Below are 17,537 nucleotides of genomic sequence, written 5' to 3'. Positions count from 1 at the left end.
TCTTGCGCCGCAGGAGCGTCACCGCGCCTCGCTTCCCGCGCCGGCCGGGGCGGAAGCACCGGCGCCGGCGCCCGCCACGGGTACGGCGCTCAGTGCCTTGACCTTCCAGGTGTCGTCGCCCGTGCGCTCCAGGACGGCTTCGAGGCGCTTGCGGTCGCTCGTCGCCTTCGAGGTGCCTTGCGGGGTGACGTCGACGCGGACCGTCGCGATGAGCTTCGCCGTACCCGCCCGGGCGTCCAGCGCGGTCACCGCCGCCTCGGTGACCGTGGCCCGGGCCGAGGCGCCCACCACCGGTTGCGTGGCGCCGAGTTCGGTGTGCAGCGGCCCGGTGGAGGCCTCGCGCCACGCCTCGATGCCGGCCTGCGCGTGCTCGCGCGTGGAGGCGTCCAGGGTGTTGAGCACCGTGAGGTGATCGCGGCCCTGGGCGAGGACCTCGTCCCGCTCCCGCCCGAAGGCGAGGCCGTCGTCGGTGCGGGCCTGCGCGTAGGTCCAGGCACCGGTCCCGCAGAAGGCCAGCGCCACGGCCAGGGCGGCTCCCGCGAGGACGCGTGCTCGCCTCATCGACCGCCCCCGGCGCCGAGGCCGAGCAGCCCGGCCAGGTCGGTGGGGCCGGCGGCCTGGCCCGGCAGCGCGAGTGCGCCGGGCAGGGGCTGCGCGGCCGGTGCGGCGGCGGGGCCGTTGCTGCCCGAGGGCAGGGAGCCGGGTCGGGCCGGAGTGGGGACGGGGCCGCCCTTGGGTGCGTTCGCGGAGCCGCGCACGTTCTGCCCGGAGGAGGCCGGGCTGGTGCAGGAGGCGCCGGTGTTGAGGGCGGGCGCGGTGCCGAGGTCCAGGCCGTTGCGGTAGCGCGTGCCGCCGTAGCCGGAGGTGCAGGGCAGGGGCTTGAAGAAGGTGACGGCCATGCCGAGGTTCATCCGTCCTCCGTCGACGGTGGTGGCGCCCGCGGAGACGGCCACGGGGAACTTCACGAGCAGTTCCTCCAGGCCGTGCTGCCGGGTGACGGCGATCTCCGAGGTGGTGAGCAGGTTGGCGAGGACCACGCCGAGGCTGGGGTCGAGGTCGCGCAGGAGGCCGCTGATCTGGGTGGCCGCGTCCGGTGTGACGGCGAGCAGGCGGCGGACGTCGGCGTCGGAGCCCTTGAGGGTGACGGCGAGTTCGCGCGCGCCGGTGGCGAAGTCCCTGATGGCCCGGGCCTCCTCGGCCTGGGTGCGCAGGACGACCTCGCCGTCGTTGATGAGGCGGGTGGTCTCGGGCAGGGAGCGGTCGGCGGCCTGCACGAACGCGCTGCCGCTGTCGATCAGGGCCTGGAGGTCGTCGCCGTGGCCCTCGAACGCCTTGCCCAGTTCGTCGACGACCGTGCGCAGCGAGTCGAGCGGAACGGACCGGGTGAGGTCGTTCATGCCGGCCAGGAGGTCGGTGACGGGCGCCGGGACCTCGGTGTCGGCCTGGTCGATGCGGGCCCCCTCCCGGAGGTACGGGCCCTGGTCGCTGCGGGGCCGCAGGTCGATGTACTGCTCGCCGACGGCGGACAGTCCGGCGACGACGGCCTTGGCGTCGGCGGGGACGCGGGCGGCCCCCTTCTTGATGTGCAGCCGGGCCACGACCCCGTCGGCGGTGAGGTCGATGGCGCCGACGCGGCCTACGGAGACGCCCCGGTAGGTGACGTCGGAGTGGGGGAACAGGCCGCCGGTCCGGGAGAGGTGCACGTCGACGGTGTAGTAGTCGGCGACGCCGATGTAGCGGCCGAGGTCGGCGTAGCGGATGCCGAGGAAACCGAGGACGAGGACGGAGATGACGAGGAACGCGAGGTTCTTCAGCCGTACGGCGAGGGTGATCACCGGGTCTTCCCTCCGCCCTGTGCTCCGTCGGTGGTGTTCCGTCCGCTCGGGGAGGACGAGGTTCCGGGCGGGGTGAAGCTCTGGACGGGCGGCAGGGGCAGCGGTGAGGGCGGGTTCGCCGATCCGCGGCCGGGCGCGCCGCCGCGGGCGGTGGTGCCCGGATCGGTGGGCGGGGTGGGCGTGGGCGTCGGGCCGGGCGTGGTCTGCGGGACGAGCGGCGGGATGACCTGCGTGCCCGGTTCGGCGGCGATGTACAGGTAGGTGTTGAGGTAGTCGCCCTTGATGCCCCGCATCACCTCGTCGGTGAAGGGGTACGTCAGCAGGGCCTGGAGCGAGTCGGGCAGGTCGGCGCCGGCGTCGGCGAGTGCCTTCAGCGTGGGTGCCAGGGCCTTGAGGTCGGCGACCATGTCGTCCTTGCCGGCGTTGATGGTGGAGACGGCGACGCCGGACAGCGTGTCGAGGGCGCGCAGCATGGTCAGGAGCGAACCCCGTTGGTTCTCCAGGGTCTTGAGGCCGGGCGCGAGGCCGGTGATGACCTTCCCCACGTCCTCCTTGCGCCCGGCCAGGGTGGCGGAGAGCCGGTTGACCCCGTCGAGGGCCTGGGTGATGTCGGCCCGGTGCGCGTCGAGATCGCTCACCAGGGTGTTGACCCGCTCCAGCGTGGAGCGGACCTCGGGCTCGCGTCCGCCCAGTGCGGAGTTCAGCTCCTTGGTGATGGTCTTCAGCTGGTTGACCCCGCCGCCGTTGAGCAGCAGGGACAGGGCGCCGAAGACCTCTTCGACCTCGGTATTGCGGCTGGTGCGGGCGAGCGGGATGGTGCTGCCGTTGGCGAGGCGCGCACCGCCCGCGTCCTTGGCGGGGGCGGTGAGCTCGATGAACTTCTCACCGAGCAGGCTGGACTGCTGGAGGCGGGCGCCCGCGTCGGCGGGCAGCCGGATGTCTCCGTTGATCTTCATGGTGACGCGCGCCGTCCAGTCGCCGGTCCCGAGGCGGATCTCGGTGACGCGGCCGACGGCGACGTCGTTGACCTTGACGGCGGACTGCGGGACGAGGCTGAGGACGTCGGCGAGTTCGGCGGTCACCGTGTACGGGTGGGAGCCGAGGTCCGCCCCGCCGGGCAGCGGCAGGTCCTCGATGCCGTCGAAGCGGGGCAGGTCCGCGGGGAGCATGGTCACGGTCAGGACCACGACTGCCCCCAGGGCGACGATTCCGGCGATGCCCGCCCCGGTGGCCTTGCCGGTGAGGGGTCCGCGGCGCTTCACCGGTCCCCCTTCCCGCCGCCGGCCGGGGAACCGCCGGCCGAGGAGGCGCCGGTCACGGGCAGTGGGAGCAGCGGTCCGCCCATGCTGATCTCGTTGAGGTTGGCCCGGCCGTCGAGGGTGCGGGTGTCCTTGTTGTACGCGCCCACCACGTTGGCCGCCGCGAGCGGGGCCACGTCGAGGGCTTCGGCGAGGGAGGCCCGCTGGTCGACGAGGGCCTGGGTGAGGGGGACCAGCCGGTCGACGTTCTGCTTCAGCTCGCCCCGGTTGTCCTGGATGAAGGTCTTGACCTGGGCGAGGGCCTTGCCGAGTTCGGTGAGGGCGCCCGCCAGGTCGTCCTTGTTGTCGGCGAAGAAGGTCACCACGTCGTCGAGGCGTTCCTGGGCGGTGCGGACGTCGCCGTCCTTGTCCTTGAGCATGGTCGTGAACGTCTGGAGCTGGCCGAGCGTGGCGAACAGGTTGTCGCTGCTGCCGTCGAGGGTCTTGGCCGCCTTGCCGAACTCCTGGATGGAGGTGCCGATCGCCTCACCGTTGCCGCCCAGGTTCTTCGCGCCGGTGTCGATCAGGCCGGACAGGGCTCCGCCCGCATTGGCGCCGTCGGGGCCGAGGGCCTGTGCGAGGTCGGTGATCGAGGCGTACAGCTGGTCGATCTCGACGGGGGTCCGGTTGCGGGAGGCGGTGAGCCGGGCTCCGTTGGCGAGGGCGGGGCCCGAGGCGTAGGCCGGGGTGAGCTGGACGTAGCGGTCCGCGACGATGCTGGGGGCGACGATGACGGCCCGGGCGTCGGCCGCGACGCGTACGCCGTCGTCGACGTGGAGCCGGACGCGTACCCGGGTGCCGTCGGGTTCCACGGATTCGACCTCGCCGACGCGCACGCCGAGGATCCGCAGGTCCGAACCGGCGTAGATGCCGACGGCGCGGTCGAAGTAGGCCGTGACACGGGTGCCGTCGGAGTCGAGGGCGCGTACGGCGACGAGGCCGCAGGCCGCGAGCACCACCATGGCGAGCCCGATGACGAGGGGTCTTCTGACGTCGGTCATCGGGCACCGCTTCCCTTCGCCGCCGCCGGCGTCTGCTGCGGCGGTTGGCATCCGGCCTTGGGCTGTGACGCCTCGGGCAGGTAGTTGCGGGGGACGACTCCGCACAGGTAGCTGTCGAACCAGTGGCCGTTGCCCAGGGTGTTGCCGACGAGCCGGTAGTACGGGCCGACGAGGGCGAGGGTCTTGTCGAGCTGGCCGCTGTTCTTCTCCAGGACCTCGGTGACGCGGCTGAGGGCCTTGAGGGTGGGGCCGAGCTGGCGGTCGTTGTCGGTGACGATGCCGCTGAGCTGCGTGCCCAGCTCGCGGCTGCCCTTGAGCAGGGCGCGGATGGCGTCGCGCCGGTCCTTCAACTCGCCGAGCAGGGAGCCGCCGTCCTCGATGAGGGTCTCGAAGCTGGACTTCTTGCCTTCCAGGGTCTTGGTGAACGTTGCGCTGCCCTGGAGCAGTTGGGACAGCTGGGCGTCACGGCTGGAGACGGACTTGGAGAGTTCGGACAGGCCGGTGGCCGCGCTGCGCACGTCCGGCGGGGAGTTCTTGAAGGTTTCGGAGATCGTTTCGAAGCTCTCGGCGAGCTTCTTCGTGTCGATGGCGTCGACGGTGCCGCTCAGGTCCTGGAAGGCCTGGGTGACGTCGTACGGGGAGGTGGTGCGCGCCAGCGGGATGCGGCTGCCGGGGTCCTGGCGGCCGGCCCCGAGCGGGTCGAGGGCCAGGTACTTCTCGCCGAGCAGGGTCTTGATGGCGATGGCGGCGGTGGAGCGGTCGCCGACCCAGGCGTCGCCGACCCCGAAGGTCACCTTCACCTTGGGCCCGTCGAGGGCGACCCCGGTGACGGAGCCGACCTTGACGCCGGCGATGCGCACCTCGTCGCCGGTGGCGAGTCCGGCGGCCTCGGTGAAGTCGGCGCTGTAGGTGGTGCCCGTGCCGGAGAACGGCAGCCGGTCCAGGTTGTAGGCGAGGACGGCCATCACGGCGAGCACGACGAGTCCGACGACGGCCACCGCGACGGGGTTGCGGTCCTTGACGGGGGTGAACCTGGGCGGGCGGCTCATCCGCGGCACCTCGATTCGGTGACGATGATGCCGGTCGGCGGCTTGGAGCCGTCGGAGGTGCTCACACCGCTCACGCGGGCCTCGCAGAGGTAGAGGTTGAACCAGGACCCGTACGAGGACAGCCGGGCCAGGGCGGCCATCTTGGCCGGTGTCCGGTTGAGGAAGTCCTCGATCTGCGGCGTGTGTTCGCCGAGGTTGGTCGAGAGGCGGCCCAGTTCGCCGATGCTCTGCTTGAGGGGGGCCCGCCCGTCCTGGAGGAGTCCCGCGGTCACGGTGGTGAGGTCGCCCATGGCCTGGACGGCCTCGCCGAGCGGCTTGCGGTCGTCGTTGAAGCCCGTGACGAGCTTCTGGAGGGTGACGACGAGATCGCCGAAGGCGGCCTCGCGGGTGTTGAGGGTGTCCAGGACGGTGTTGAGGTTGGTGACGACCTGGCCGATCACCTGGTCCTTGGCGGCGACGGTCTGCGTGAGCGAGCCGATGTGCCGGAGGAGACTGTCGACGGTGCCGCCCTCGCCCTGGAGGACCTGTACGAGCGACCCGGCGAGGTCGTTGACGTCGCTCGGGGACAGGCCCTCGAAGAGCGGCTTGAACCCGTTGAACAGCAGGGTCATGTCGAGCGCGGGCGTCGTGCGCTCCAGCGGGATGGTGGAGCCGGCAGGCAGGACGGAGCCCACGTCGCCGCTGCCCCGGTCGAGGGCGACGTAGCGCTGCCCGACCATGTTGAGGTACTTCACCGCGGCGGTCGCCGAGACGGGGAGCGTGCGGTCGTCGCGGATGCGGAAGGTGACCTGGGCGGTGCGCCGGTCGACGACGCGGACGTCCGTCACCTCCCCGACCTTCACGCCGGAGATCCGTACGCTGTCCCCGTCGATGAGCCCGGTGACGTCGGTGAAGAGCGCCTTGTACGAGCGCGTACCCGCGTCCACGCCGGTGTTGGCGATGCTGAGCGCGAGCACGGTCGTGGCGAGGGCGGTGACCAGGACGAAGATCAGGGACTTGACCAGCGGGCCGGTCAGGGGGCGCCGGCGGGTGTGGGCGAGGTCGTCTCTCACTTCAGGACCACCTCCGCTCCGCGGTACGCGGGTCCGGCCAGCAGGCCGCTCCAGTCGGGCAGGTCGCCGGGCGGGGTGCCGGCGGCGGGGGCGAGGAGTTCGTTCAGGAGGTCGTTCTCCTGCTCGGAGTTGGCGGGTCCGAGGTTCTGCTCGGCCGCCGCCGTGGCCCGTACGGCGGGTGCCACCGGGACACCGAGGTAGGGCACGGGGTAGCAGTGCGGGCCGCCGCCCGAGGTGTACGCGGGGGTGTCGCGGCCGGGTGCGTAGGCCCCGCGGGAGGGCACGGTGACCACGTTGACGTGCAGCCCGGGCTGGTCGGTGCCCTTGCCGAGGGCCTTGTCCATGGCCGGCACGAACTCGGCGAGGGTGCGCAGGGTGCAGGGGAACGACGCGGAGTACTCGGAGAGCAGCTCCAGGGTCGGCCTGCTGCCGGCGCCGAGCCGGATGATGTTGTCCTTGTTCTGGCGCAGGAAGGTGGTGAGGTCCTGCGCGGTCCGCGTGGTGGCCCCGAAGGTGCCGGCCAACTCGCTCTCCTTCTCGGCGAGCGTGCCGCTGGTGGTGGTGAAGTCGTTGAGGGCCGTGACGATGTCCGGGGCCGCGTCGGCGTACACGTTGCTGACCTTCACGAGTTCCTGGAGGTCCCGGTTGAGCGCGGGCAGCTCGGGGTTGAACTTCTGCAAGTGCGCGTCCAGTTGGGCGAGGGTGTCCCCGAGCTTGGCGCCGCGCCCTTCGAGCGCCCGGGAGACGGCGGACAGGGTGGCGGAGAGCTTCTGCGGCTGGACGGCGGTGAGCATGGGCAGCACGTTGTCGAGGACCTGCTGGAGTTCCACGGCGCTGCTGGAGCGGTCCTCGGGGATGACGGCGCCGGCGCCGATCGGCTGCGACGAGGGCGACGCCGGCGGTACGAGCGCCACGAACCGTTCGCCGAACAGGGTCGTCGGCAGCATCTGGGCGCGCACGTCGGAGGGGACCTCGTGCAGGGTGTCCGGGTCCATCGCGAGGGTGAGCCGGGCTCCCGTGGCGGTGGCGGCGATGGAGCGGACCTCGCCGATGACGACGCCGCGCATCTTCACCTCGGCGCCCGGGTGCATCTCGTTGCCGACGCTGCCCGTCTCGATGGTGATCGGGGCGCTGTCGGTGAACTGCTTGTCGTAGACGGCGATCGCCAGCCAGACCAGGAGGGCGGGGACGAGCAGGAAGACGAGGCCGGCGGACCGGTGGCGCAGGGTCGTCGCGCGTGGACTGCTCATCTCACCCCGCCACCTTCACGGTCGTGGTCGCGCCCCACAGGGCCAGCGACAGGAAGAAGTCGGTGACGCTGATGAGCACGATCGCGTTGCGCACGGACCGGCCCACCGCGACGCCGACCCCGGCGGGGCCGCCGGAGGCGCGGAAGCCGTAGTAGCAGTGGGCGAGGATCACCATGACGCTGAAGATCAGCACCTTGAGGACCGACAGCACGACGTCCGTCGGGGAGAGGAACAGGTTGAAGTAGTGGTCGTACGTTCCCTGGGACTGGCCGTTGAACAGGACGGTCACGTAGCGGGAGGCGAGGTACGACGAGAGGAGGCCGATCGCGTAGAGCGGGATGATCGCCGCGACGCCCGCGATGATGCGGGTGGTGACCAGGTAGGGGATGGAGCGGATGCCCATGCCTTCGAGGGCGTCGACCTCCTCGTTGATCCGCATGGCGCCGAGCTGGGCGGTGAAGCCCGCACCGACGGTCGCGGAGAGCGCTAGCCCGGCGACCAGGGGTGCGATCTCACGGGTGTTGAAGTACGCGGAGACGAATCCGGTGAACGCGGCGGTGCCGATCTGGTCGAGGGCCGCGTACCCCTGGAGTCCGACGACGGTGCCGGTGAACAGGGTCATCGCGATCATCACACCGATGGTGCCGCCGATGACACCGAGCCCGCCGGAGCCGAAGGCCACCTCGGCGAGGAGCCGTTGGACCTCCTTGAGGTAGCGGCGCAGGGTGCGCGGTATCCAGGCCAGTGCCTTGACGTAGAACAGGAGCTGGTCGCCCGACCGGTCGAGCCAGAGGAACGGGGAGGCCATCGACCTCAGCCTCCCTTCGGCGGGACGATTTGCAGGTAGATGCCCGTCAGCACCATGTTCACGAAGAACAGCAGCATGAAGGTGATGACGACGGACTGGTTCACGGCGTCGCCGACTCCCTTGGGGCCGCCGCGCGGGTTGAGGCCGCGGTAGGCGGCGACGATGCCCGCGATGAACCCGAAGATCAGGGCCTTGAACTCGCTGATGTACAGGTCGGGCAGTTGGGCCAGCGCGGAGAAGCTGGACAGGTAGGCGCCCGGGGTGCCGCCCTGGAGGATGACGTTGAAGAAGTAGCCGCCGAGCGTGCCGACCACGGAGACCAGGCCGTTGAGGAGCACGGCCACGCCCATCGTGGCCAGCACCCTCGGCACCACGAGGCGTTGGACCGGAGAGACTCCCATGACCTCCATCGCGTCGAGCTCCTCGCGGATCTTGCGGGAGCCGAGGTCGGCGCAGATCGCGGAGCCTCCCGCGCCGGAGATGAGCAGGGCGACGATGAGCGGGCTCGCCTGCTGGATGACGGCGAGGACGCTGGCGCCTCCGGTGAACGACTGGGCGCCCAACTGCTGGGTGAGCGAGCCGACCTGGAGGGCGATCACCGCGCCGAACGGGATGGAGACGAGCGCGGCGGGCAGGATCGTGATGCTGGCGATGAACCAGAACTGCTCGACGAACTCCCGGAACTGGAAGGGCCGTCGGAACAGGGAGCGGCCCACTTCGGCCGCGAGGGCGAAGAGCCGGCCGGTCTGCCGCAGCGCACCCGTGATCACGAGCCGCTCCCGGTGGCCGGAAGCCGCAGGGTCGGCGCCTGCGCCCCGCGCGCGTAGGTGTCCTCGATGGCGGCCCGGGCGGCGGGCGGCAGCGTGTCGAGCATGGCGAGGACGCGCTCGCGGCGCCTGAGGGCGGCCTGGCGGGGCGGGAGTCCGGGCGAGGGCTCCAGTTGCGGCACGATGACCCGCGGCCCGGCGGGTACGAAGCCGGGCACGGCGGCCTCGGCGGCGAGGGTGGCCTCGTCCTTCTCCTCGGACATCCCGATGGGTCCCTCGCGCCGCCCGGCGAGGAACTGCGCCACGACCGGCTCGTCGCTGGTGAGCAGCAGTTCGCGCGGGCCGAAGGTGACGAGGTTGCGCCGGAAGAGCATCCCCATGTTGTCGGGGACGGTCGCGGCGATGTCGAGGTTGTGGGTGACGATGAGCATCGTCGCGTCGATCTGCGCGTTGAGGTCGATCAGCAGCTGCGAGAGGTTGGCGGTGCGGACGGGGTCGAGGCCGGAGTCCGGCTCGTCGCACAGGACGATCTGCGGATCGAGCACGAGCGCGCGGGCCAGTCCCGCCCGCTTGCGCATGCCGCCGCTGATCTCGCCGGGGAGCTTGCCCTCCGAGCCGAGGAGGCCGACGACGTCGATGCGCTCCATGACGATCCGGCGGATCTCCGACTCCTTCTTCCGCGTGTGCTCGCGCAGCGGGAAGGCGATGTTGTCGAAGAGGGACATGGACCCGAAGAGGGCACCGTCCTGGAACATGAGGCCGAAGAGTTTGCGGGCCTCGTAAATGTCGCGCTCGGGGCTGTTCACCATATCGACGCCGGCCACGAGGACGCGTCCCCGTTCCGGCTTCAGCAGGCCGATGAGCGACTTGAGGAAGACCGTCTTCCCGGTTCCCGAGGGGCCGAGCATGACGCTCACTTCCCCTGCGGGCAACGTCAGGGTCACGTCCTGCCAGATGTTCTGCTTGCCGAAGGACATGGTCAGACCTTCCACAGCCACTTCGATTCCCACTTCACCTCCAGCAGTCATGTGCCACTTGTACGTCGCGGGCCGCACGTTAGGTCGTTCGCGATCACCGGACAATAGGTGGGACACCAATTCGGACCGGCGCCGAAGAACTTGTCACCACGTGGACAAGACCGGCCGCGCCACTTGTCTCCCACGTCAGGACTCCCGCGTTCAGGGGCCGCCGACCAGGGATCAGGTGTCGCTCCCGGAACGCTACGGTCGAGTAACATCCGACGGCAATAAGCGGGTTCCGAGTTTTTCGCGCGACGCCCGCCGCCCCGCACTCCTTGTCACCTGGATTACACATTCACGCCGCCGCTTGTCACCGCGGAGAGCACTCCGCGCATCCGCCGGGATGCATACGTCCCGTGCGGCGGAAAAGCGGGCCTGAGCGGCGTCCGATCGACCGGAATTATCGATTTTGCGCACCCGGCGGCTAATGCGATGACGAGGACCGCTCACCCCGTGAACAGTTAATGCGGACTCTTCAAAGAATCTTGAACTACGCCATTGTTCAGCCAAGTTTCCCGCAAGTAACGTCAGCGTCGCGGCCGAGGAACACCGAGCCGCGGGCCGCCGCCGTCTCCCCCACCGCACGGCTGCGGCCCACCTCTGCCGGTCAATCCCCAAGGAGTCCCACAGCCATGAAGAACACCCTCAGAAACCTCGCCGTCGTCACCAGCGCCGCTGCCGCCGCACTCGCCCTGACCGCGGGCTCGGCATCGGCCGTGCCGTCCACCACGTGGACCGTCAACCCGTCTCCCGCTGCCTTCACGGCGACGAACAGCGGGAACATCGTCCTCAGCGTCAACGGCATCGCCATGACGTGTACGACCTCGGGCGGATCCGGCTCGATGGCCAGCGCGACCGGCAACCCCGCCACCGTCGCCTCGATCAGCGCCATCAGCTTCGGCGCCACCGGCTCGCCCTGCACCAGCGTCCTGGGCAACGTGACGACCGTCGCCACCACCCCGTGGACCGTGGTGGCACAGGACTACACCGCCGCGACCGGCGTCACCAAGGGCTACGTCGGAAACGTCGACGCCAAGGTCACCGTCGGCGCCTGCGTCTTCCGCGTGACGGGCAAGGCGTCCGGCACGTACACCAACTCGACGGGCAAGCTCGCGGTCGCGAGCACCACCGGCGAGCTCAACGTCGTCTCCTCGACCAACTGCGGCAGCGCCGTACCGGTCGGCGCCAAGCCCATCTTCACCGGCGCCTACCTGGTCAAGAAGACCGGCACCGCGGTCATCCCCACCATCGTCGGCACCAACCCGTAGGCCATGCGGGAGTGCCCCGGCACTCCCGCGGGTCCGTACGCCCGACCGGCAGGACCGGCCGGGCGTTCGCCGACCCACCCCGACCAGGCACGCCGACCGGCCCCGCCGGCCGTCGTGCCCCGGACGATCTCCGAGCGGAGCAAGTGATGAGAGGCCACCGTCCCGCCCTGCGGACACCGCGCGTCCGCGCACGCGGTGCGGCGATCGCCGCCTTCGTGGCGCTCGCCCCCCTGATCTCCTCGGCTGCCGCCGCGGTGGGGTCGCAGGTGGTGACCGCGAAGCTGCCCTACGACTGTGCGCTGCCCTCGGGACAGCAACGCGTCGCGGTACGGGTCAAGGCCACCTTCCCCGACCGGGCCACCACCGGTGAGGCCATCCGCCCCACCGCGGTCACCACGACCGTCGAGCTCCCGGCCGCGGCCGTCGCCGACCTCGCGGCCCTCAAGGCCGCCACGGTGGTGCCCGAGACCAGGCTGTCCCTCGACGTCGCCCAGCACGGGGCGAAGGCCCAGGCCCTCTGGCGCGGCACCGGCGCCGCGCCTCCCGTCACCGTTCCCGCCGAGGGCCCGTTGACCCTCACCACCACCGGCGACGCCCCGACCGTGACGGCCACCGCCGACGGCGACCTCACCCTCACGGCCACGGACCTCGGTGTCGACCTCGCCCTCGGCACGGCCGACGGCGCGCCCACCGCTCCCCCGTCCCTCACCCTGGCCTGCACCCTCACGAAGGACGCGGCCGGCCACGGCCTGCTGGCCACCGTGCCGGTCGGCCCGGTCACCCCGGCCCCGGCCACGAGCGGTTCGCCCTCCCCGTCGGCCCCGGCGTCCGGACGTCCGACGGGCTCCGCGTCCCCGACGGATTCCACCTCCCCGGCAGGACCCGGCACCCCGAAGGGGTCGACGAAGCCGGGGGCTCCCGCACAGGAGGCCGGCGGGGGCAAGGGCAAGGACAAGGCACCGAAGGTCGGCCAGTCCCGCGTCGGCCCGTCGGCCGCCAGGCCGCCGGCGCCGCCCTGCATCAAGCAGAACCCGACCGACAAGTCGCTCACCGCGTACATCACCGGCTACTCGAACGTCCGCAAGCTGGGCGGCGCCTCCCTGATCCCGGTGTCGTGCGTGCAGATCGAGCAGGGCGACCCGGACATCGCCTTCCCGCCGGACGGGACCATCCACCTGCTCCAGAAATCCGCCGCCTATCTCGACTACCAGGGCCGCAAGCAGACCCCGCCCTTCAAGTCCACCTTCCTGACCTTCGGTTTCACCCCGACGACGGCGACCATGATCCTGGAGCAGGCGGGACCCATGACCGTCGCCTCCGACGTCCTGCTCGTCTTCCCCGACAACATCGCGGAGACGTACGTGCGCGCCCCGCTGGTCCTGCGCGTCCTGGACGTCGAGGTGAACGGCACCCGTCTGGACGTCGGTCCCTCGTGCCGTACGCAGACCCCGCTCAGCTCCCCCGAGCCCGATCCGGCCACGTACCCGGGCCCGCACCTGGTGATGCTCGGCAAGGGGCAGCTCATCAACGGAACGGACGCCACCGGGTACGTCCTGACCTCCGGCGGACCGCTGACCGGCGAGGTGACCATCCCCGCCTTCACGGGCTGCGGCGCGGGTGGCGAGGACCTGGACCGGCTGCTGACCGCCTCCATCTCCGGCTCCGGCAACTACGTCAAACAGATCCAGGGCCAGACGTGTGCCGTGGCCGTCGAGGTACCGACCGAGGGCCAGTGCACCGAGGACCGCCAGCCGTACGTGGTCCCCGTGCCGGAGCGCTGATCCGCACCCCCCGCACCCCCCGCACCCCGTATCCCTGTACCCCGCACCCCGCACCCCGCACCCCGCACCACAGACCTGAACGTCCCCCGTCACCGAAAGGCACCTCCATGCCACTCGCCTCCGCACGCACCCGGCTCGCCACCCTCTCGGCGCTGACCGCGTTCGGCGCGTTCGCCTCCCTCGGTACGGCGACCGCCGCCACGCCGGCGCTCAACGGAGGGTGGGCGCCGTTCACCCGCTGCCCCGTCGACTCGCCGACGATGCTCGGGGCGGACGGCCTGGACAAGGCGCCCCAGTGCGTCGTCTCCTACTCCACCAGCGGATCCATCAAACTCGGCAACACGACGGTCCTCACGGGCAACAGCAACCTCCAGATGGGGGTCGTCCAGAACGCCGACGGCACCAGCACCGTCGTCGCGCCCGCCTCCGGGGCGATCATCGCCGACTCCGCGACGGTCCCCGGCGGCCTCCTCGGACTGATGTGTCCGAGCAACATCCCGGGCATCACGGCCATCTGCCAGCAGCTCGCGGACGCCAAGCTCAACAAGATCACCGCGACCCTGGAGTCGGTGGGCACCCCCTCCAACTTCGACCAGATAGCGGGCGTCGTCACCGACCAGACGATCGTGAACATCCCCGTCCGCATCCACCTGGAGAACCCGTTCCTGGGCAGCAACTGCTACATCGGCACCAAGGCCAACCCGATCGTCCTGCAGCCGAAGAACCGCACCTACCCGGAGTTCGGGGTGGACCGCTTCAACGGTGACGGCAGCGCGAACGAGGAGGGCGAGATGAGCCGCCTGAACCTCCTCGGCTCCACCCAGTACGACACGTCCTTCGCGGTCCCGGGCGCCAGCGGCTGCGGCCTGGGCATCTTCGGCCTGATCGACGCGGCGGTCAACCTCAAGACCGGCCTGCCGTCGGCAGCCGGCAAGAACAGCCTGACCCTCAACAACACCCAGACCTACCTGGGCGGGCTCTACGCCCCGGGGACGGTGGCCCCCGACGCGGGCAAGCAGCTCTCCCGCAACTGGCACTCCGCGGTCAAGTAACCGCCACGGAGGGCCTATTCCCAGCCGATCTCTGCGACCTGCCCGTTCCTCCGGAGCCACTCTTGTTCATGTGGTGTACAGCCAAGGCAACTTGATTTAGCGTCAGCACCACAAACAGGTATGGACCTGACGGGCAGCGCCCACGCCCTCGACTCAGTCCGGGTGCTGCCACGCCGCTCCCCATCGGGCGCGCAGGAGAGCAAGGGACCGGTCATGCCCTCAATCGCACAGACGCCGGACATCGGTGAACCGCTCGACCCGCTCCCCAAAGAGTTCGCAGCCCTGATGAGGCCCGAGGTCCCGGGCCTCATCAAGGAGATCAGGGTCGAGGTCCAGCGCGCCTATCCGGTGTACACCCGGCTCCTCAACGGCCCCAACGCGGACGCCATCCGCCAGGGTGTGGAACAGGCGCTGGGCACGTTCGTGGACCGTGTCGCCGACCCCGGCGCGAGCTCGGTCCTGCGGGACGAGCTCCTGCGCAAGTTCGGCCGGGTGGAGGCCTACGAGGGCCGCGACCTCGACACCCTCCAGGGGGCCTACCGGCTCGGCGCCCGCATCGCGCTCCGCCGGGCCAAGACCATCGGCCGCCGGTACAAACTGTCCCCCTCCCTCATCCTCGCGTTCGCGGACGCGCTCTTCGCGTACGTAGACGAACTGGAGGCGCTCGCCCGCGAGGGCTACGCCGAGGTCCGGGCGCGCGCGGCCTCCGAGGTGTCGGCGTTACGCAGGCAGCTGCTCCACCTCATCCTCGTCGGCTCGCCCCTGCCCCAGGCGACCATCGCCGAACTGTGCGAGCAGGCGGCGTGGGAACTCCCCGACCAGTGCACCCTGGTGGCCTTGAGGGCTCCGGCCCCCGACCGCATACGGACCTGCCTCGACCGCGACGTCCTCGCCGACCTCGGCATCCCGCAGCCGCACCTGCTGATCCCCGGCCCTCTCACCCCCGAGCGTCTGGCGATGCTCGAATCCGCCCTGGAGGGCGCCTCGGCCGTCATCGGCCTGACCGTGCCGCCGCCGCAGGCCGCCGACTCCATCCGGTGGGCCAGGAGGGTGCTGCAGCTCATCGACGACGGGATCGTGCCCAACCGGCCGCTCGTGCACTGCGAGGACCATCTGACAACGTTGTGGCTCCTGTCCGACCCCTCGCTCGTCACCCACATCGCCGCCCGCGAACTGGCCCCGCTCAGCGGGCTCACCGGCTCCCGGCGCGGGCGCCTGGTCGAGACGCTGCGCGTCCACATCTCCACGCGCGCCCCCGCCGATCAGGTCGGCGAGGTGCTCGGCGTCCACGCGCAGACCGTCCGCTACCGCCTGCGCAACCTGGACGCCCACCTGGGCGACCGCATCACGGACCCGGACCACCGCTTCACCCTGGAAGCGGCCCTGCGCTCGCTCCACCTCCAGGGCAACGACTACGCGGAGTGACCAGCCCCCTCGCCCCGCGCGCTTGCCCTCACACCGGCGACCGCTCTCGCCGGCCGGCTGGACGGGGCCTGGTGGCCCCGCTGGCCCGTTAAGGTGTTTTCGCCGTCCAAATGGTTGACCAGTCCGAGGTCGAAGCCGCCCTCGGGCAGGCCTCGTTGGATCTCCGTCTGCCGGTCCAGGGCTTCGAACACGCCGGCGATGTGCGGCAGCAGTTCCCGTCCCTGCGCGCTCATCGTCGATCCGGACCGCTTGCGCTCCAGGAGCTCGACCCCCGGCTCCCGTTCCAGATTCCTGACGGTCTCGCTCAAGGCGTGCTGGGACACGCGCAGTTCCTCCGCCGCCCGCCGGAGAGAACCGAGCCGGGTGACTGCGGCAAGGTATTCCAGTTGTTCGGTCCGCATCCCAGCAGAATGCTTTTGGTTTTCCGGTCCGTGCAAGGGTTCCCCTGTCACAGGTTCGTGAAATCCAGTGATCCACGATACGAAACCGGTCGGGTTTCCCTTGACGGTTCTCATGGACTGCTGCCAGCATCGAGTTCATGAACAAGCGACTGGACCTCACGCGGCGACGCCATGTCGACCTGGCCCGCGTCTCCAGCGCCGCTTGTCGCTCCTGCGGCCCGACTCGCTGATCCGCCGCTCCCCCAGTGCCCGCAGCCGACGTACCGGCCGGCGTGCCGGGCTGTTCCCACGCCGTCCGAATCCGGGTCCCGCACAAGGCTGATTCCCCCTCCCGTGCAAGCCTGGCGAATCCGGCGTGCCTGAAATTCTGAGCATTCCGCGACAGGAGTTCCGCATGCCCACGCCCGTCCAATTCGCCTATTGGGTTCCCAATGTCAGTGGCGGTCTGGTCACCAGCACCATCGAACAGCGCACCGACTGGGGATACGACTACAACCGGGAACTGGCCGTCCTCGCCGAGAACAACGGCTTCGACTACGCCCTCAGCCAGGTTCGGTACATGGCCAGCTACGGAGCCGAGTACCAGCACGAGTCCACCGCTTTCAGCCTCGCCCTGCTGCTGGCCACCGAGCGGTTGAAGGTCATCGCCGCCGTGCACCCCGGCCTGTGGCATCCGGGAGTCCTCGCCAAGTTCGGTGCCACCGCGGACCATCTCTCCAAGGGCCGGTTCGCGGTCAATGTGGTCAGCGGCTGGTTCAAGGGGGAGTTCACCGCCCTCGGCGAGCCCTGGCTCGAACACGACGAACGCTACCGCCGCTCGGAGGAGTTCATCCGCGCGCTCCGTCAGCTCTGGACCGAGGACCACACCGAACTCGCCGGCGACTTCTACCGGCTGCGCGACTTCACCCTCAAACCCAAGCCGCTGAACACGCCCGAACGCCCCCACCCGGAGATCTTCCAGGGCGGCAACTCCACGGCCGCGCGCGCCATGGCCGGCCGGGTCTCCGACTGGTACTTCTCCAATGGCAAGGACTTCGCCGGAGTCACCGAACAGGTCGACGACGTTCGCAAGTCCGCCGCCGAAGCGGGGCGCAGCGCACCGAAGTTCGGACTCAACGGCTTCCTCATCGCCCGCGACACCGAAGCCGAGGCCCGTGAGACGCTCCGCGAGATCGTCGCCCGGGCCGACACCGATGCCGTCGAGGGCTTCGGCGCGGCCGCCAAACAGGCCGGCCGGTCCGCCGCGGACGGCAAGGGCATGTGGCAGGACTCCTCCTTCGAGGACCTGGTGCAGTACAACGACGGTTTCCGCACCGGGCTCATCGGTACGCCCGAGCAGATCGCCGAGCGAATCGTCGCGTACAAGAAGCTCGGCGTCGACCTGCTCCTCCTGGGCTTCCTACACTACCACGAGGAGGTCAAGTACTTCGGCCGACAGGTCCTGCCCCTGGTGCGCGAACTGGAGGGCCAACTCGACCACGGTGAAGCCGAGTCCGCGCCCGTCCCGGCAGCCTGACCGCACCGCTCGCCC

At 70.5% G+C, this 17,537-nt stretch carries 16 protein-coding genes and 1 pseudogene; 6 read left to right on the top strand and 11 right to left on the bottom strand.

Annotation, left to right across the window (positions count from 1 at the left end; all coding sequences use genetic code 11):
• Positions 1-18: 18 nt before the first annotated feature.
• The 10 genes from ACIA8F_RS09205 to ACIA8F_RS09160 all read right to left on the bottom strand — a co-directional run bounded on the left by ACIA8F_RS09205 (position 19) and on the right by ACIA8F_RS09160 (position 10,070).
• Entirely contained in the window at positions 19-561 is a 543-nt protein-coding gene (locus ACIA8F_RS09205; protein WP_399377621.1) for a hypothetical protein, read from the bottom strand.
• Positions 558-1,835: an MCE family protein gene (locus ACIA8F_RS09200; protein WP_399377620.1), complete on the bottom strand. Its 1,278-nt coding sequence runs from the start codon at positions 1,833-1,835 to the stop codon at positions 558-560. The genes ACIA8F_RS09205 and ACIA8F_RS09200 overlap by 4 nt, the downstream gene beginning before the upstream one ends.
• Entirely contained in the window at positions 1,832-3,004 is a 1,173-nt protein-coding gene (locus ACIA8F_RS09195; RefSeq protein WP_399377679.1) for an MCE family protein, read from the bottom strand. Before ACIA8F_RS09195 ends, ACIA8F_RS09200 begins: the two co-directional genes overlap by 4 nt.
• Positions 3,005-3,093: 89 nt before the next feature.
• Positions 3,094-4,134, bottom strand: coding sequence for an MCE family protein (locus tag ACIA8F_RS09190; protein WP_399377619.1), 1,041 nt, complete (start codon positions 4,132-4,134; stop codon positions 3,094-3,096).
• Entirely contained in the window at positions 4,131-5,183 is a 1,053-nt protein-coding gene (locus ACIA8F_RS09185) for an MCE family protein (RefSeq protein WP_399377618.1), read from the bottom strand. The genes ACIA8F_RS09190 and ACIA8F_RS09185 overlap by 4 nt, the downstream gene beginning before the upstream one ends.
• The gene (locus ACIA8F_RS09180) at positions 5,180-6,235 is read right to left on the bottom strand and encodes an MCE family protein (protein WP_399377617.1); all 1,056 of its coding nucleotides are present in this window, start codon (positions 6,233-6,235) and stop codon (positions 5,180-5,182) included. Before ACIA8F_RS09180 ends, ACIA8F_RS09185 begins: the two co-directional genes overlap by 4 nt.
• Positions 6,232-7,485, bottom strand: a complete 1,254-nt coding sequence (locus ACIA8F_RS09175) for an MCE family protein (protein ID WP_399377616.1) — start codon at positions 7,483-7,485, stop codon at positions 6,232-6,234. Before ACIA8F_RS09175 ends, ACIA8F_RS09180 begins: the two co-directional genes overlap by 4 nt.
• Before the next feature lies 1 nt (position 7,486).
• Complete coding sequence (locus tag ACIA8F_RS09170; protein WP_399377615.1) at positions 7,487-8,293, bottom strand: MlaE family ABC transporter permease; 807 nt, start codon at positions 8,291-8,293, stop codon at positions 7,487-7,489.
• A gap of 5 nt (positions 8,294-8,298) precedes the next feature.
• On the bottom strand, positions 8,299-9,063 hold the full coding sequence (locus ACIA8F_RS09165) for an MlaE family ABC transporter permease (RefSeq protein ID WP_399377614.1): 765 nt from the start codon (positions 9,061-9,063) through the stop codon (positions 8,299-8,301).
• The gene (locus tag ACIA8F_RS09160; RefSeq protein ID WP_399377613.1) at positions 9,060-10,070 is read right to left on the bottom strand and encodes an ABC transporter ATP-binding protein; all 1,011 of its coding nucleotides are present in this window, start codon (positions 10,068-10,070) and stop codon (positions 9,060-9,062) included. The genes ACIA8F_RS09165 and ACIA8F_RS09160 overlap by 4 nt, the downstream gene beginning before the upstream one ends.
• Before the next feature lie 641 nt (positions 10,071-10,711).
• Between ACIA8F_RS09160 and ACIA8F_RS09155 the strand changes: the two genes are divergently transcribed.
• The 4 genes from ACIA8F_RS09155 to ACIA8F_RS09140 all read left to right on the top strand — a co-directional run bounded on the left by ACIA8F_RS09155 (position 10,712) and on the right by ACIA8F_RS09140 (position 15,605).
• Positions 10,712-11,347 (top strand): hypothetical protein, encoded by a 636-nt coding sequence (locus ACIA8F_RS09155; RefSeq protein WP_399377612.1) that lies wholly within the window; start codon positions 10,712-10,714, stop codon positions 11,345-11,347.
• Positions 11,348-11,493: 146 nt separating this feature from the next.
• Positions 11,494-13,128, top strand: a complete 1,635-nt coding sequence (locus ACIA8F_RS09150) for a DUF6801 domain-containing protein (RefSeq protein WP_399377611.1) — start codon at positions 11,494-11,496, stop codon at positions 13,126-13,128.
• A 107-nt stretch (positions 13,129-13,235) separates the two neighbouring features.
• Positions 13,236-14,180 carry a hypothetical protein gene (locus tag ACIA8F_RS09145; protein ID WP_399377610.1) on the top strand — a complete coding sequence of 315 codons (945 nt, stop codon included), beginning with the start codon at positions 13,236-13,238 and terminating at the stop codon, positions 14,178-14,180.
• Between the two features lie 213 nt (positions 14,181-14,393).
• The gene (locus ACIA8F_RS09140; RefSeq protein ID WP_399377609.1) at positions 14,394-15,605 is read left to right on the top strand and encodes a helix-turn-helix domain-containing protein; all 1,212 of its coding nucleotides are present in this window, start codon (positions 14,394-14,396) and stop codon (positions 15,603-15,605) included.
• Between the two features lie 50 nt (positions 15,606-15,655).
• Here the strand turns inward: ACIA8F_RS09140 and ACIA8F_RS09135 are convergent.
• A pseudogene (locus tag ACIA8F_RS09135) lies at positions 15,656-16,006 on the bottom strand (LysR family transcriptional regulator); the annotation flags it as partial.
• A 137-nt stretch (positions 16,007-16,143) separates the two neighbouring features.
• Between ACIA8F_RS09135 and ACIA8F_RS09130 the strand changes: the two are divergent.
• Together ACIA8F_RS09130 and sfnG are read left to right on the top strand one after the other, a co-directional pair.
• Positions 16,144-16,236: a putative leader peptide gene (locus ACIA8F_RS09130; protein WP_399377608.1), complete on the top strand. Its 93-nt coding sequence runs from the start codon at positions 16,144-16,146 to the stop codon at positions 16,234-16,236.
• Between the two features lie 164 nt (positions 16,237-16,400).
• The gene (gene sfnG / locus ACIA8F_RS09125; protein ID WP_399377607.1) at positions 16,401-17,522 is read left to right on the top strand and encodes a dimethylsulfone monooxygenase SfnG; all 1,122 of its coding nucleotides are present in this window, start codon (positions 16,401-16,403) and stop codon (positions 17,520-17,522) included.
• The last annotated feature ends 15 nt before the right edge of the window (positions 17,523-17,537 follow it).

It is taken from the genome of Streptomyces sp. NPDC051563, from assembly GCF_044454225.1.
Classification (GTDB): Bacteria; Actinomycetota; Actinomycetes; order Streptomycetales; family Streptomycetaceae; genus Streptomyces.
This window is presented reverse-complemented; position numbering and strand designations above follow the sequence as displayed.

Bases quoted from the DNA above. Each gene is read 5' to 3' on its own strand.
- ACIA8F_RS09190 (WP_399377619.1), bottom strand. From the start codon at position 4,134: ATGACCGACGTCAGAAGACCCCTCGTCATCGGGCTCGCCATGGTGGTG.
- ACIA8F_RS09140 (WP_399377609.1), top strand. From the start codon at position 14,394: ATGCCCTCAATCGCACAGACGCCGGACATCGGTGAACCGCTCGACCCG.
- ACIA8F_RS09130 (WP_399377608.1), top strand. From the start codon at position 16,144: ATGAACAAGCGACTGGACCTCACGCGGCGACGCCATGTCGACCTGGCC.
- ACIA8F_RS09195 (WP_399377679.1), bottom strand. From the start codon at position 3,004: ATGCTCCCCGCGGACCTGCCCCGCTTCGACGGCATCGAGGACCTGCCG.
- ACIA8F_RS09170 (WP_399377615.1), bottom strand. From the start codon at position 8,293: ATGGCCTCCCCGTTCCTCTGGCTCGACCGGTCGGGCGACCAGCTCCTG.
- sfnG (WP_399377607.1), top strand. From the start codon at position 16,401: ATGCCCACGCCCGTCCAATTCGCCTATTGGGTTCCCAATGTCAGTGGC.
- ACIA8F_RS09150 (WP_399377611.1), top strand. From the start codon at position 11,494: ATGAGAGGCCACCGTCCCGCCCTGCGGACACCGCGCGTCCGCGCACGC.
- ACIA8F_RS09145 (WP_399377610.1), top strand. From the start codon at position 13,236: ATGCCACTCGCCTCCGCACGCACCCGGCTCGCCACCCTCTCGGCGCTG.
- ACIA8F_RS09175 (WP_399377616.1), bottom strand. From the start codon at position 7,485: ATGAGCAGTCCACGCGCGACGACCCTGCGCCACCGGTCCGCCGGCCTC.
- ACIA8F_RS09185 (WP_399377618.1), bottom strand. From the start codon at position 5,183: ATGAGCCGCCCGCCCAGGTTCACCCCCGTCAAGGACCGCAACCCCGTC.
- ACIA8F_RS09205 (WP_399377621.1), bottom strand. From the start codon at position 561: ATGAGGCGAGCACGCGTCCTCGCGGGAGCCGCCCTGGCCGTGGCGCTG.
- ACIA8F_RS09155 (WP_399377612.1), top strand. From the start codon at position 10,712: ATGAAGAACACCCTCAGAAACCTCGCCGTCGTCACCAGCGCCGCTGCC.